We start from the raw sequence: 14175 nt of genomic DNA on the forward strand, positions 1-14175 counted from the left end.
TCAGCCGCCCGCCGTGGCATTTGTGCACCGCCTTATATACGACCAAGCGCCTTCAATTCATGCAGGACCGCCGCGTCCCGCGCCGAAACGTCGGGGAATTCCTCGTCCTGCCCGACATCGGCCGTGTAGCGCCATGAGCGCGCGCATTTGACTAGGCCCCGGTCCTCGGCCTTCTCGACCACCACGGCGACGCCCTTGACGTCGTCCAGCGTGAAGGCACCAGAAGGCGCGTCGCCATGCGCAATGACCAGATCGCTGGTGATCGCCATTTCGGCCATGTCGACATCTGATATCGCCGCTTCGAGCGCCGCATCGTCGAGCATGACGACCGGCACCGCTTCCAGCGACGAGCCGATGACCTTCTGGGCACGTGCGATCTCCAGCGCGCCGGTGACGACACGGCGGACCTGCCGCACCTTGCGCCATTTTTCCGCCAGCGCCCCGTTCTTCCAGTCGGACGGGATTGGCGGGAACTGGTCGAGATGCACCGAGACGGCGTCCGGATGGCGGTCGAGCCAAGCCTCCTCCATAGTGAAGGGTAGCATCGGCGCCAGCCATTTCACTAGGCAGTCGAACAGATGGCGTACCACCTGCACGGACGCCTTGCGCTTTACGCTGGACGGCGCCTCGCAGTAGAGCGCGTCCTTGCGGATGTCGAAATAGAAGGCCGACAGCTCGACCACCATGAAGTCGAGCAGCGTGCGGGTGATGCGCTTGAACTCGAAGGCGTCATAGCCCGCGCGCACGACTTCATCGAGTTCGGAAAGCCGGTGCAGCATCAGCCGCTCCAGCTCCGGCATCTTGTCCAGCGGCACGTCCTCGCCATCGTCATGGGCAAGCGTGCCCAGCATCCAGCGGATGGTGTTGCGCAGCTTGCGGTAGGCGTCGACATTGGTCTGCAAGACGTTCTTGCCGAGCCGCTGATCCTCCCAGTAGTCGGTCGTCACCACCCATAGCCGCAGGATATCGGCGCCCGACTGTTTGATGACGTCCTGCGGCACCACGGTGTTGCCGAGCGACTTCGACATCTTGCGCCCCTCCTCGTCCATGGTGAAACCATGGGTGACGACGGTGTCGTAAGGCGCCCTGCCCCTGGTGCCGCAGCTTTCAAGCAGCGAGGAGTGGAACCAGCCGCGATGCTGGTCGGAGCCTTCGAGATAGACGTCGGCCGGCCATTTCAGGTCAGGACGATCCTCCAGGGTGAAGACATGGGTCGAGCCGGAATCGAACCAGACGTCGAGGATGTCCATCACCTGCTGCCATTTCGAGGCATCGTGGTTGCCGAGGAAACGCTCCTTGGCGCCGGCCGCAAACCAGGCGTCGGCGCCTTCCTTCTCGAAGGCGTCCATGATGCGCTGGTTGACCGCCTCGTCGCGCAGGACATTGCCGTCGGCATCGGCGAAGACGGCGATCGGCACGCCCCAGGCGCGCTGGCGCGACAGCACCCAGTCGGGGCGCTCCTCGATCATGGCGCGGATGCGGTTCTGGCCGGCGGCCGGCACGAAGCGGGTGTCGTCGATGGCCTTCAAGGCACGGCTGCGCAGCGTCGTGCCGTCGCCGAGCTCCTTGTCCATGTAGACGAACCATTGCGGCGTGTTGCGGAAGATGATCGGCTTCTTCGACCGCCACGAATGCGGATAGGAATGCTTCAGCCGGCCGCGCGCGAACAGCGCGTTGCGCTTGATCAGCTCGTCGATGACCGCCTGATTGGCATTGCCCTTCTTGCCGTTGTCGTCGATGACGCGCGCGGCACCGCCCTCGCGCTCCGGGCCGAAGCCCGGCGCGTCCTTGGTGAAGAAGCCGGCGTCGTCGACAGGGAACGGGATCGCCGTGTCGATGCCGCGTTGGCGCAGTTCCGATGCAGCGTCCGTCCAGGCATCGAAGTCCTCGCGGCCGTGACTGGGCGAGGTGTGAACGAAGCCGGTGCCGGCATCGTCGGTGACGTGGTCGCCGGCGAGCATTGGGACGGGGAAGTCGTAGCCGCCATTCAAATCTTTGAAGGGATGAGAAAGTGTAAGGCTTCCAAGCTCTTCGGCCGAAATGCTACGGAAGCGATTCATCGTCACTTTGGCTTTGGCCGCAGCCTCGTCCGCCAACGCGTCGGCAAAGATCAGTCTTTCGCCAGGCTGCGGGCCGAAAGCATTCTCGGCCGCAGTGACCTCGTAGAGGCCATAGTTGATGCGTGGCGAATAGTTTACGGCGCGGTTGCCGGGTATGGTCCACGGCGTGGTCGTCCAGATGACGACATGGGCCTCCAGCAAGTCCAGTGACGTCTGCGTCAGCTTTGGATCCAAGGCCGGCTGCCCATCTTCGACGTTGGTGACCTGACGAGCGAGGCTGACGACCGGAAACTTCGCCCAGATCGTGTCGCTCTCATAGTCCTGGTATTCGACCTCAGCCTCGGCCAGTGCGGTGCGCTCGACAACGCTCCACATCACCGGCTTGGAGCCGCGATAGAGCTGGCCCGACATGGCGAATTTCAACAGTTCGCCGGCGATGCGCGCCTCGGCATGGAACGCCATCGTCGTATAGGGATTGTCGAAGTCGCCGACGACGCCGAGCCTCTGGAACTCGCCGCCCTGCACCTTGATCCAGTGCGCGGCGAACTCGCGGCATTCCTTGCGGAACTCGTTGACCGGGACCTCGTCCTTGTTCTTGCCCTTGGCGCGGTATTGCTCCTCGATTTTCCATTCGATCGGCAGGCCGTGGCAATCCCAGCCGGGCACATAGTTCGAGTCGTAGCCGCGCATCTGAAACGAGCGGGTGATGACGTCCTTGAGGATCTTGTTCAGCGCATGGCCGATATGGATGTTGCCGTTGGCGTAGGGCGGGCCGTCATGTAGCACGTATTTTTCGCGGCCGGCGGCGTTTTCGCGCAGCTTGCGGTAAAGGTCCATGTCCTGCCAGCGCTTGACCAGCAGCGGCTCCTTCTCGGGCAAGCCGGCGCGCATCGGGAAATCCGTCTGCGGCAGATAAAGCGTTTTGGAATAGTCGATCGTTTCAACAGTGTCGGTCATTGGGGTATCGGTCATTGGTCTGCCATATGCATTGCCCGGCAAAAGAGCCCGGGCGTTGAACTATCATGATCTGGAAAAAGCGCGAGAGGCCGCACGCAGAATTCCCGGCGGCTCCGGCGGCGCTCAAGCCGTCCGGAACACCGGGCTCGTAATTCGTATCGCAATCGCGAGAGGGCGCGAAACGCTCGTCATGGCTGGGCTTTTAGCCGAGACAGGCGATATTGAAAAGCCCGAACTCTCGGTGCCTTCATTGCGGCTAGTGACGTCAAGTGCATCCGGCCGATACGCGATTGCCAGGGCTAAGCACTCACATCGAGAAATCGAAGCGATAGGTCGTCGATACGCCGATCATGAACTGATCTCTGGAGCCGCGCTCCTTGACCAGGCTGGAATCGGCCGCCGGGCCCATCAGGCGTGAATATTCGCCGAACAGGCTGGCCGTCATCGGCTCGGTCACTTTCCAGGTCACCGCGCCGCCGAAGCCCGCCGACTTCACTCCGCCGCCCGGACGGTATTGGCTGAGCCCCGAAGCCACGGCTTCCTCGGCGTTGACGCCGTAATAGGCGTCGAAATAGTCTGACGAGGCAAACGAGACGCGCGGCCCGCCCGAAATTCCGACGTCGGGCGTCACAGCATAGAATGCGTCGGCGGCGATGTCGGCGACAAAGCCGCTATGGGCGCGAATGCCGCGCCGCAATTCGGCGCGGGCGCGCAACCAGTCAAAAGGATAGAATTCGAAGAAGCCGCCGGCTTCGCCACCCCAGCGCACCGGGTCGAGGCCTTTCAGCTCGTCGGCGTCGTCACTTCGCGCGAAAACAGCAATTTTCCGGTCACGCCGGCGCGGAGGCCGCCGTCGTCGATCAACGCCAGCGAAATGTTGTCGTTGCGCGAGGTGAAGCGGGCCGCAGGACCGGCCTTGCCGAGCGAGATGATCGGCTGGGCGCTGAGCAGGTACTTCTTGCCGCCCTCAAAGTTCGGCGCGACCATGCCGGTGGCGCCGACCGTCAGATACCAGTCGCCGGACAGCCAGCCCAAAGCGCCCTCGCCAGCTTCGGCGGCACCGGGCGCGCACAGCACGAAGCTGGCCAAGACCACCTGAAAGACCCTGACGGAACGCATCGTCACTCCATACGCACGAAACGCCGGCGGGAACGACCGGCCTGGCCAAGAGCCACGGTTCAGTAAACTTTGATTTAAATTCGAAACGCTGCCTCGCTTTTTTGGCGTGCGTCCGGTGCAAGCTGCTCGCTGGACGGGCAAGGCCTTCGGCGCTACCCTCCAAATCGGCAAGATGCCAGGCGACCTCGATGGAGATGGCGGCAATGACCCTGCAAGGCGATGTTTTAAAGGATGCGATTGGTCAGACGCGGGCGAAATGGGGATGGTTCGTCGGGCTCGGCGTGCTGCTTCTGATCCTCGGCGGCATCGCATTCGGCAATCTGTTCGTCGCCACGGTCGCCTCGGTCTATGTCGTCGGCTGGCTGATGCTGATGGCCGGAATCATCGAGATCATGCATGCCTTCGGTGTGAAGACATGGAGCCGGTTCTTCTACTGGCTGCTCAGCGGCCTTCTCTATGCAGTCGCCGGGTTCTTCGCCTTCTATAATCCGCTGCTGGCGTCGGCGGTGCTGACCTTCCTGCTGGCGGTCGCCCTTCTCGCCTCTGGCGTGCTCAGGGCCTGGGTCGGGTACAAGCACAGACCGGAAAAAGGCTGGGGCTGGCTGGTGGCGGCCGGCGTCATCAGCGCGCTGGCAGGCCTGGTCATCGCTATGGGCTGGCCAGTCAACAGCGTATGGGTGCTGGGGCTGTTTCTCGCCGTCGACCTGATCTTCCAGGGCTGGGCCTTCATTGCGGTCGGCCTGGCGCTAAAAAAATAAGCTCAAAAAGCAATGGCCGCGTCGAGATCGGAAAGCGGGCGGACGCCGGCAAGCAGCGCCCTCGCCTCGACCTCATCGCGCTTCATCTGCGCGACCAGCGCGTCGAGCCCGTCGAACTTCACCTCGGCGCGCAGGAAACCAAAGAAGGACACAGCGCAAATCTCGCCGTAGAGATCGCCGGAGAAGTCGAAGACGAAGGTTTCCAGAAGCGGCGCGCCGTTGTCATCGACGGTCGGGCGGCGGCCGAAGCTGGCAACCCCATCATGAAGCGTGCCGTCGGCGCGACGGAAGCGGACGGCATAAATCCCTTCCTTCAGAGTGGCTTCCGGCGAAAGCCTCATATTGGCGGTTGGAAAGCCGAGCGTCCGGCCAAGCTGCTGGCCGCCGATCACCTCGCTGTCGACCGTGAAGCGGTAGCCGAGCAGGCCGGCGGCCTCGGCCACCGCGCCTTCGCACAGCAGCGCGCGGATCCGGCTCGACGACACCACCTCGGCGCCCTCGTCGCGAAACGCGTCAACCAGAGTGACGCCGAAGCCGTGGCGTTCGCCGGCCGCCATCAGATAGGCCGGGCCGCCTTGCCTGTCCTTGCCGAAGTGGAAGTCGAAGCCGGTCACTGCGTGACTGATGCCGAGGTTCCTGTCCAGCACGTCGGTCACGAACGCTTCCGCCGACAATGCGGCGAAGTCGCGCGTGAACGGCTGTTCGACGAGTGCGGCAAAGCCTAGATACGACAACAGCCGTGCTTTCATCGGCGGCGGCGTCAGCACGAACAGCGGTATCTCAGGCCGGAACACCTTTCTCGGATGCGGCTCGAAGGTCAGCACCAGAGCCGGCACGCTGCGCCGGCGGGCCTCGGCAAGCGCGCGCTCGAGCACCGCCTGGTGGCCGCGGTGCACACCGTCGAAATTGCCGATCGCCACCACGCCACCCCGCAAATGGGCCGGCAGCGGCGAGATTGCAGAAACGCGTTCGGAGGCTTCCGTCATCGAGCGACCCTACTGCAGTCTCGGAATGACCGCGACCGGCCGGTAGCCGTGCCTTTCCAGAAAGGCAATTAGCCTGGCCGGATCCGGTTGTAGCGGATCGCCGTAGTCGCGGGCATGGATGCCGCCCGACACGTAGAGCACGTCGAAGCCGTTGTCGGCAGCACCCTTGATGTCGGTCATCATACCGTCGCCGATGGCCAGCACGTCCGAGCGCTCGACCGTGCGGCCGAGCAGGTCGGCGATCTCCTTCATCGCGACATCATAGACCGGGGCATAAGGTTTTCCGGCGATCAGCGTCCGCCCGCCGAGTTGGGCATAGTCGCGAGCCAAGGCCCCGGCGCACCAGATCATCCGCTCGCCGCGCTCGACCACGATGTCGGGATTGGCGCAGATGAAGGGCAGGTTCCTGGCGCGTAGCCGCCGAAGAAGATCGGCGTAGTCCTCCGGCTTCTCGACCTCGTCGTCGAACAGCCCGGTGCAGACCACACCGGATGCCTCGAACTCCTCGACGAGCTCGACGTCAAGACCGTCATAGAGCGTGAAATCGCGGTCGGCGCCGATATGAAAGATTCTTCGCGGGCCCTCGATGATCAGGTCGCGGGTCACATCGCCCGAGGTGACGATACGGTCATAGGCCGCAGAAGGAACGCCGATCGCATTCATCTGCGCCACCACATCGGCGCTGCGGCGTGGCGAATTCGTGATCAGCACCACAGGTATCTTCGCTTCGCGTGCGGTGGCCAGCGCCAGAGCGGCGGCCGGAAAATGCCGTTCGCCATTGTGGACCACGCCCCAGACATCGCACAGGATGGCAGAATAGGCTGCAGACAAATCCGCGAGCGAGCCGATGATATCGGGCGAATCCGCCATATCGTTTCCCAAGTCATGATGGTTGCGAGCGCCGCCGCCGACGATCCGCAGCGACCGAACCGCATTAACCGAAGCTCTTCCGCCTGTCATCAGCTTTCGCTGCGTTCAGCATGCCGCTCAAGCGATGAAGGCAAAATCGCAAAGCACAAAAATATTCGTTTCCAGAGCTTTAGCCGATTCAGGAGGCTCGGCGGCGATCCCGATCGCGGCCGGCATTGGCCCCAGCGGCGGCGTGGTTAACGAGCTTTGAAAAAGTGTGTCGATCTTGGACATATTTTAGCAATCTGAAATTTAAGGATTGGTGGCATCGTTCGCCGACAAAGGGGTTCTGGCGGGGTGCTGACGGCAATGATCCGAAAATTCGGTAGGGACCGGCGTGGCAACTATACGCTGATGACGGTCATCACCATGGTGCCGCTCATGGGCGGCTTGGCGCTCAGCGTCGACTACTCGGAACTGCTCCGCCAGAAGAACGCTACGTTGAATGCCCTGGACGGCGCCGGCCTCGCTACCGCCCAAAAGGTCGTCTCCGGCGCAAGCGACGACGACGCCAAGGCCTATGCCAAGACTTTCTTCGAAGCCAATCTCGGCCCTGTCGATCCGGCCAATACGTTGCTTACCGTCACCCTGCCCAACAGCAATGCGGGTGGCGGCACGTTGAAGCTCTGCAGCGCCCTGACGTATCGCCCCTATTTTCTGCCGGCCGCCGCTATGCTGATGGGCGGCGGGACCACCAGCGATACAACCTTCACGGCGTGCTCGGAAATCCGCCTCAAGAACACGCTGGAAGTAGCCCTTGTGCTCGATAATTCCGGCTCGATGAATAATCTGGGTTCCGGCACCGGGGCGAAGCGAATAGACCTGCTGAAGACTGCCGCCAAGCAGCTTGTCGACACGCTGGCGCTGCAGGCACAGCAGATGAAGCAGGTCACTAAACCGGTGCAGTTCTCCCTGGTGCCGTTCGCTGCTTCGGTCAATGTCGGTCCCACCCATGACCAGGATAGCTGGATGGACCAGGACGGCATCTCCCCGATCCAGCACGAGGATTTCGACTGGACGAAGATGACCCCCGCCAACGATCCGGACAAATACGCTGAGAAGCTCAACGGCGTCTGGTACAAGCGCGGCGCCGGCTGGGGCGACAGCGAGGATCAACCACTGACCCGCTTCAGCCTTTACGCCGACATCACGGTCGAGTCCGGCCGCGAAGAAGTGCCTAACACGAAACAGTATATCTGCGACGCCTATAACAAAAAAGGCAACTGCAGCAGGGGCCACTGGACCACTCCGGAATATATCTACACCACCAGTCGCTATGCGAGCTGGCAGGGTTGCGTCGAGGCGAGGCCGCACCCGTATAATAACGACGATACGACGCCGAACACCGCCACGCCTGCCACGCTGTTCGTGCCGATGTTTGCGCCGGACGAGGCTGGCACCCTCTGGCTCGATTTCAACCGCGACGGCGCTAACGACGTGACCTATCTGTCCTATGGTTACGGCAACAACTGGTGGGCCGACTGGCCCAATTACACCGACAGCCCAACCGCTTCACAGCGGCAGTCGGACATGCGCAAATATTTCCTGGTCAAGCCTTACGGCTCGCAGTCGGCTGCCTCGGGCGACGGCCCGAATTCGTCCTGCACGACCAACCCGATCACGCCGCTCAAAGACGTGAGCCAGATTGCCCAGAAAGACGAGATCAAGAACGCCATCGACGCCATGGCGCCGAACGGCAACACCAACGTGCCGGAAGGCCTTGCCTGGGGCTGGCGGACGGTGTCGAGCAACGAACCTTTCACCGAGGGCCGGCCGAACACCGAAAGGGGCAACGACAAAGTGGTGATCGTGCTGACTGACGGCGCCAATACCTACAGCGCCGTCAGCGACAGCGGCTATGCCAACAACAGGTCGACCTATGCCGCTTACGGCTACACCGGCCTGACATATCCGGGCTCTGGAAGCGTGACGCGCCTGTTCATGAACACGAGCACGGACATCGGCAAGACCACCTATACCGGCTCCAATTACACCGCCGCTCTGGACGAGCAGATGCAGACCCTTTGCGCCAACGCGAAGAGTTCGAACATTCTCGTCATGACCGTCGCGCTCGACCTGTCGACCACCGATGCCGGCGATAAGAAAGCGCTCGATGCGCTAAAGGCATGCTCGTCGGACTCGCGCTTCCGCATGGATCCCACGGATCCGACCAAACCGGCCAAGCTGTTCTGGAACGCGACCGGGGCGACGCTGTCGGACAATTTCAAGGAAATCGCCAACGAATTGTCAAACCTGCGCATCGTCGGCTGACATGTAAGCGGCGATGCGACGGGCTGGCGCAATGGATTGCGCTGTCATGCTCTTGCGCGTGCGGACCAGCGAGGGCACTTGGAGCGTTCGCCTGACCGTGCCATCGGATGGAGATCATCGGGAGGCGCGGAGTCGCCATCCGGAGATGCACCTGTGCCCGAAGCCGCCAATCATCTCGCCTTCGCGCTGGTCTGCCTCGGCATGGTGCTGACGCCTGGCCCGAATATGATCTATCTGATCTCGCGATCGCTGTCTCAGGGGCCGAAAGCCGGCCTGATCTCGCTCGGTGGCGTGGCGCTCGGCTTTGTCTTCTACGTGTTGTCGGCGGCATTCGGCATCACCGCGCTGCTGCTTGCCGTGCCTTACGCCTATGATGCGCTGCGCTTTGCCGGCGCGCTCTACCTTTTGTGGCTTGCCTGGCAAGCAGTGAGGCCAGGCGGACGCTCGCCGTTCCAGGTCCGGGAACTGCCGAAGGACAGGCCGCGCAAATTGTTCGCCATGGGCCTGATGACCAATCTGCTCAACCCGAAGGTGGCGGTGCTTTATCTTTCGCTGCTGCCGCAGTTCATCAGCCCCGGCAAGGGCCACGTGCTTTCGCAGCTTCTGGTGCTCGGCACCACGCAGATTGCGATCAGCCTCACCGTCAACGCGATCATCGCGGTTACGGCCGGCTCGATCGCCGTCTTCCTCGCCGGCCGACCGCTATGGCTGGTGATCCAGCGTTGGATGATGGGCACGGTGCTGACCGCACTGGCCCTGAAGATGGCAACCGACGCGCAGCGTTAACTAAGAGCATCGGACCCAAAGTGGGTACCGGTTTTGGGAGAAATCCGATGCGGCGGCACCGCCGCCGTAGCCTACATCGGCCGCCGGTCCTGCTGCGCCCGCTCCGGTTCGACCACCCTGCGGTAGAGGTGCCACGTCGCATGGCCAAGCACGGGCATGACGACGGCGAGCCCGGCAAACAGCGGGATCGAGCCGATGACCAGCAGCACGGCCACCATCAGGCCCCACAGCGCCATCTGCAGCGGATTTGTCATCACCGCCCGTGCCGATGTCTCGATTGCCGAGACCGCGCCGACATCGCGGTCGAGCAGCAGCGGGAAAGCGACGACGGTCGTCGCCAGCACGATCGCGGCGAAGACGAAGCCAGCCGCATTGCCGAGCAGGATCAGCGTCCAGCCTTTGGGCGTTGTCAGCACCTCGCGCAAAAAGCCGCCGATCGAGGCGGGCGGCTGATTGCCGAACAGGCCGGTGTAGATCGATTGCGCGGTGTACAGCCAGAGCAGGAACAGTGCCACCAGCATGACGCCGATAACCGCGATCGCCGGCAGCGCCGGCGAGTGGCGCACGTCGAGCGCGTGCCACCAGGACGTGTCCATGCCGAGTTCGCGGCGGCGGCTGATCTCGTAGAGGCCGATCGCGGCGAAGGGTCCAAGCAGGGCGAAGCCGGACATCAGGGGATAGAGGAGCTGGATGGCGTTGGAGCCGGATGTCGTCCACTGCGCCAGGATCAATCCGACCACCGGATAGATCAGGCACATGAACACGTAATGCGATGGCTTTGCCCAGAAATCCTCGACGCCGAGCCGTAGCACATCCATCAGGTCTGCCGTGGTGATGCGGCGCACCGTGGGCTGCACGTGCATTCCACGCGCGTCCGACATGACATGAAAGCTGGCCATAACCATTCTCCCGTGTGTCGGGGCGGCCACCGCCAGGATGGCCGCCCGTAGCTGCCATTTCAAAAGCGATGGCATAATAGCCGACTTCCATGTGATTGTCGCGAATCGGGTGGTGTCGGAGCAAGCGCCGCGCGGCACAGGGCGCGTCCGTGCCGCGCGGCTGGCGTGTGCTAGTCTAGGCACCAGATCGTTCAATCACCTCGGCCAGGGGAATGTGGCCAAGGCAGGCACCCGAACCCGCCGGCTTTTCGCCGTCCTCGATGGCCTGCGCATACCGCACGTCCGGATCGCTTTCGATCCTGCCGCGCAAGGCGGCCAGTTTGGGATAAGCCGCCCCGTCGACCGCCTTGTGGAACTCCGCCCAGCGTGCCACGCCAATCAGCGTGGTATCCGCCAGCGTCAGGCGATCGCCGACCAGAAAGTCCGTGTCGACGATCATCGCCTCAAGCCGGTCATGGCGTTCGGCAACGGCCTTGCGGCCAAAGTCGCGCAAGGTCGCCAGCAGGACAGGCTCGGCCGATTCCATTTCATATGCAGCCCAGAGCGGGGTGAAAGCGGCGGTGAAACCGGTGTTCACGAAAGCCATCAGCTGATGCATCCGGTCGGCTTCCGGCGAGCGAGGATCGAAGCTGATGCGACGTTGCGTGTCACGGGCTTCGAGCCAGGCGGCAATCGCCATGGTCTCGGTGAGCACCCTGCCCTCGTCCGTGATCAACACCGGCGTTTCCTGACGACCGTTGATGCTGGCATAGGCGTCGTTCTTCATTTCAGTGAGCATGTCGACGCGACACAGGCGGTAAGGCTGTCCGAGGCGTTCAAAAGCAGCGACGAGCCCCATCGAACTTCCCGCCGGGACGCCGTAGAGGAGGATAGGTTCCATTTCTTTGTCTCTTCCATGTTAGGGATCACGCTGCGCAGCGAAGCTTGACCCTAAACGCTGGTCGTCCCATGTAAATTACGCACTATTCTGTAACCAGGGACCCGCCATGAAAGATGTCGTCTCACGCTGCCCGATCGAAGAGACCATGCGTGTGCTCAGCGGTCGCTGGCCCACCTTGCTGCTCTACTATCTCAAGGACGGGACCAAGCGCTTCAGCGACCTGAGGCGTGACAACCCGACCGTGTCGCACCGCATTCTGGCGCTGGAACTGCGTAAGCTGGAGGAAGCCGGGATCGTGCGTCGAACGGCGTATGCCGGCTATCCGCTACGCGTCGACTATGATCTCACGGCAGCGGGTCTCAAGCTTGTGCCGCTCATCGAGGCCCTGGGCGACTGGTGGGAAGATACCGAGGACGATCGGCGGGACTCATCGACGCCGGAAACCAGGCTCGTCAAGGCGGCCTGACCAGTGGTGAAAACCTGATGCCTGCTACCCGAGCTGGACACCGCTTTGGGTGGGATTTGCCGTCCGGGCCCAATACCGCAATGCGCGGGTAGCGCCAGAAGCCGTTATTGCCGAGCAGATACTCTAACGTCGCGTTCTGGGCCGCAAGCGGACTTGCGGCTTCGAGGCTCGGAATGTCAGAAGCGGACATTTTGGTGCCCTGCGTGCATCGACGTGAACTGACCCCTCTCGGACCTTCCCTAAATGCAAGATGACGAGCAGGTATTCTGACCCCCAACCCTACCCTTGACAGCCAAGAGCAATATGCGCCAGCTGCGTCTTCGGTCGTTACAAGCCGTTGACGCGATATGAATCAGCGTTGTTGGGCGGTAGCCTAAGGATTGAAGCCGATATGCGCTTCGCTGAAATGCCTAATGCGACTCCTCATGATCTTCCGGCCCCGTCGAGCGACGCTGCCAAAGCCGGTGACGCCGAGGTGATGAGGGCAGGCTAGATCAGTGCAGCAGATCCGCCCGGCGACTTTTCTTTTTGCGGCACGAGCCCTGCGCGACATGGGCGACGGCTTCGTGGCAATTCTGTTGCCGGTCTATCTCTTGGCATTAGGCTTCGCGCCTCTGCAGGTCGGCATCATAGCAACCGCATCGCTGCTCGGTTCAGCGCTCATGACCATCGCCGCCGGACTCCTTGGTGCCCGACACGATCACCGCCAACTCCTGCTTGCCGCGGCCAGTCTGATGGTCGCCACAGGTGTGGCCCTTGCTGTGGTCCACGACTACGCGCTGCTTTTGGTGATCGCCTTCGCAGGCACCATCAACCCGTCGGCCGGCAGCGTCAGCGTATTCGTGCCTTTAGAGCATGCCGTGCTCACGCGCGAAGTCACTGATGCCGCCCGGACCAAAATGTTCGCGCGTTACAGCCTGGTGGGTGCGCTCGCAGGCGCGGTTGGCGCGCTTGCTTCGGCGACACCTGATCTTCTGGCTCCAGCCGGCTTCGACCAACTCACCGGCATCAAGGCGATGTTCGTGCTCTATGCATTTCTGGGCCTGCTCGGCGGCCTTCTCTACGCGCGGATCCCGCAGCGCCGTCCAGCGTCGGACTCCGGCACCGCGTCCGCGCTCGGCCCCTCGCGCAATATTGTGTTCAAGCTCGCGGCCCTTTTTAGCCTTGATGCCTTCGCCGGCGGCTTCGTCGTCCAGTCGCTGCTTGCCCTGTGGCTTTTCGAAACATTCGACCTGTCGCTGTCGGAAGCGGGCTTTTTCTTCTTCTGGTCCGGCGTACTTTCGGCGTTCTCATTCCCCGTTGCTGCTTGGCTGTCCCGGCACATCGGGCTCATCAACACGATGGTGTTCACTCACATTCCGTCCAGCATTGCTCTGATGTTGGCGGCGCTTGCGCCTACGCTGCCTCTGGCACTCGCCCTGCTGTTGATCCGCGCTGCGCTTTCGCAGATGGACGTCCCGACGCGATCGTCTTACGTCATGGCCGTCGTCACGGAGGCAGAGCGGGCGGCGGCCGCGAGCTTCACATCTGTCCCGCGCAGCCTAGCCGCCACAGCCAGTCCCGCCTTGGCGGGCGCTCTGTTCGCTGCCTCGTTCCGGGCATGGCCCCTCCTGATCTGTGGTGCCCTAAAGATCATTTATGACCTGCTGCTGCTGATGCAATTCCGGCACCTCAAGCCGCCAGAGGAACGGTGATACAGTGTTGTCGGTTGGGGGTGTTATACCAGGACGGCTCGACTGATCAGGCCGGGCCGCGCCTTGTAAAAGCGGCACCAGCCATCAGGGCTGATTTCATCCGCGACAATCTCGCATGCATTCGGCTCCCGGAAATGGGTGCACCCGGCGAAGAACGGGTGTTGTCATGCATGAAAGCCCCGCCAGCTCGCACTATTGCCCTGCAGATACCGGATCAACGAATTGTCCCCGCGATACATCCATGCGCGAGCCCGATCAACGGAGCCCATATAGTCGGTCATCCGGGCTTGCCTGCCGCGACGCGGGCGGGGCGTGAGGAAGTTCACCTCAAATTGCTCTTCGGAAACAGCACGCGATCGGGTTTTGCATTCATTCGCGCCAGCATTTCCT

12 protein-coding genes and 1 pseudogene are annotated in these 14175 nt (G+C 62.5%); 5 read left to right on the forward strand and 8 right to left on the reverse strand.

What is annotated here, in order from left to right; translation table 11 throughout:
* Positions 1–32: 32 nt before the first annotated feature.
* Complete coding sequence (gene ileS / locus ACWTU8_RS12640; protein WP_455848330.1) at positions 33–3017, reverse strand: isoleucine--tRNA ligase; 2985 nt, start codon at positions 3015–3017, stop codon at positions 33–35.
* A gap of 307 nt (positions 3018–3324) precedes the next feature.
* Positions 3325–4136 (reverse strand): annotated as a pseudogene (locus ACWTU8_RS12645) (MipA/OmpV family protein).
* Positions 4137–4339: 203 nt separating this feature from the next.
* On the opposite strand from ACWTU8_RS12645, the gene ACWTU8_RS12650 reads away from it, so the two are divergent.
* The gene (locus tag ACWTU8_RS12650; RefSeq protein ID WP_455848331.1) at positions 4340–4894 is read left to right on the forward strand and encodes an HdeD family acid-resistance protein; all 555 of its coding nucleotides are present in this window, start codon (positions 4340–4342) and stop codon (positions 4892–4894) included.
* 2 nt (positions 4895–4896) lie between these two features.
* Here ACWTU8_RS12650 and ACWTU8_RS12655 read toward each other — a convergent pair whose 3' ends face one another.
* From ACWTU8_RS12655 to ACWTU8_RS12665, 3 genes are all read right to left on the reverse strand, one after another.
* Entirely contained in the window at positions 4897–5880 is a 984-nt protein-coding gene (locus tag ACWTU8_RS12655) for a bifunctional riboflavin kinase/FAD synthetase (protein ID WP_455848332.1), read from the reverse strand.
* 9 nt (positions 5881–5889) lie between these two features.
* Complete coding sequence (locus ACWTU8_RS12660) at positions 5890–6750, reverse strand: TIGR01459 family HAD-type hydrolase (RefSeq protein ID WP_455848333.1); 861 nt, start codon at positions 6748–6750, stop codon at positions 5890–5892.
* Positions 6751–6867: 117 nt separating this feature from the next.
* On the reverse strand, positions 6868–7023 hold the full coding sequence (locus ACWTU8_RS12665) for a hypothetical protein (protein WP_455848334.1): 156 nt from the start codon (positions 7021–7023) through the stop codon (positions 6868–6870).
* 75 nt (positions 7024–7098) lie between these two features.
* Between ACWTU8_RS12665 and ACWTU8_RS12670 the strand changes: the two genes are divergently transcribed.
* Both ACWTU8_RS12670 and ACWTU8_RS12675 read left to right on the forward strand, forming a co-directional pair.
* Positions 7099–9060 (forward strand): pilus assembly protein TadG-related protein, encoded by a 1962-nt coding sequence (locus tag ACWTU8_RS12670; protein WP_455848335.1) that lies wholly within the window; start codon positions 7099–7101, stop codon positions 9058–9060.
* 153 nt (positions 9061–9213) lie between these two features.
* Entirely contained in the window at positions 9214–9846 is a 633-nt protein-coding gene (locus tag ACWTU8_RS12675; RefSeq protein ID WP_287330990.1) for a LysE family translocator, read from the forward strand.
* A gap of 71 nt (positions 9847–9917) precedes the next feature.
* Here ACWTU8_RS12675 and ACWTU8_RS12680 read toward each other — a convergent pair whose 3' ends face one another.
* Together ACWTU8_RS12680 and ACWTU8_RS12685 are read right to left on the reverse strand one after the other, a co-directional pair.
* Positions 9918–10745 carry a DUF2189 domain-containing protein gene (locus ACWTU8_RS12680; protein WP_095521854.1) on the reverse strand — a complete coding sequence of 276 codons (828 nt, stop codon included), beginning with the start codon at positions 10743–10745 and terminating at the stop codon, positions 9918–9920.
* 175 nt (positions 10746–10920) lie between these two features.
* On the reverse strand, positions 10921–11625 hold the full coding sequence (locus tag ACWTU8_RS12685) for a glutathione S-transferase family protein (RefSeq protein ID WP_455848336.1): 705 nt from the start codon (positions 11623–11625) through the stop codon (positions 10921–10923).
* A gap of 106 nt (positions 11626–11731) precedes the next feature.
* Here ACWTU8_RS12685 and ACWTU8_RS12690 point away from each other — a divergent pair, with 106 nt between their 5' ends.
* Together ACWTU8_RS12690 and ACWTU8_RS12695 are read left to right on the forward strand one after the other, a co-directional pair.
* Positions 11732–12091: a winged helix-turn-helix transcriptional regulator gene (locus ACWTU8_RS12690; RefSeq protein WP_455848337.1), complete on the forward strand. Its 360-nt coding sequence runs from the start codon at positions 11732–11734 to the stop codon at positions 12089–12091.
* Positions 12092–12588: 497 nt separating this feature from the next.
* Positions 12589–13785, forward strand: coding sequence for an MFS transporter (locus ACWTU8_RS12695; RefSeq protein WP_455848338.1), 1197 nt, complete (start codon positions 12589–12591; stop codon positions 13783–13785).
* 164 nt (positions 13786–13949) lie between these two features.
* On the opposite strand, the gene ACWTU8_RS12700 is transcribed toward ACWTU8_RS12695, so the two are convergent.
* Positions 13950–14175 (reverse strand): hypothetical protein (locus ACWTU8_RS12700; protein WP_455848339.1); only part of this gene is annotated, 226 nt, incomplete at its 5' end.

The organism is Mesorhizobium sp. BHbdii (genome assembly GCF_053848045.1).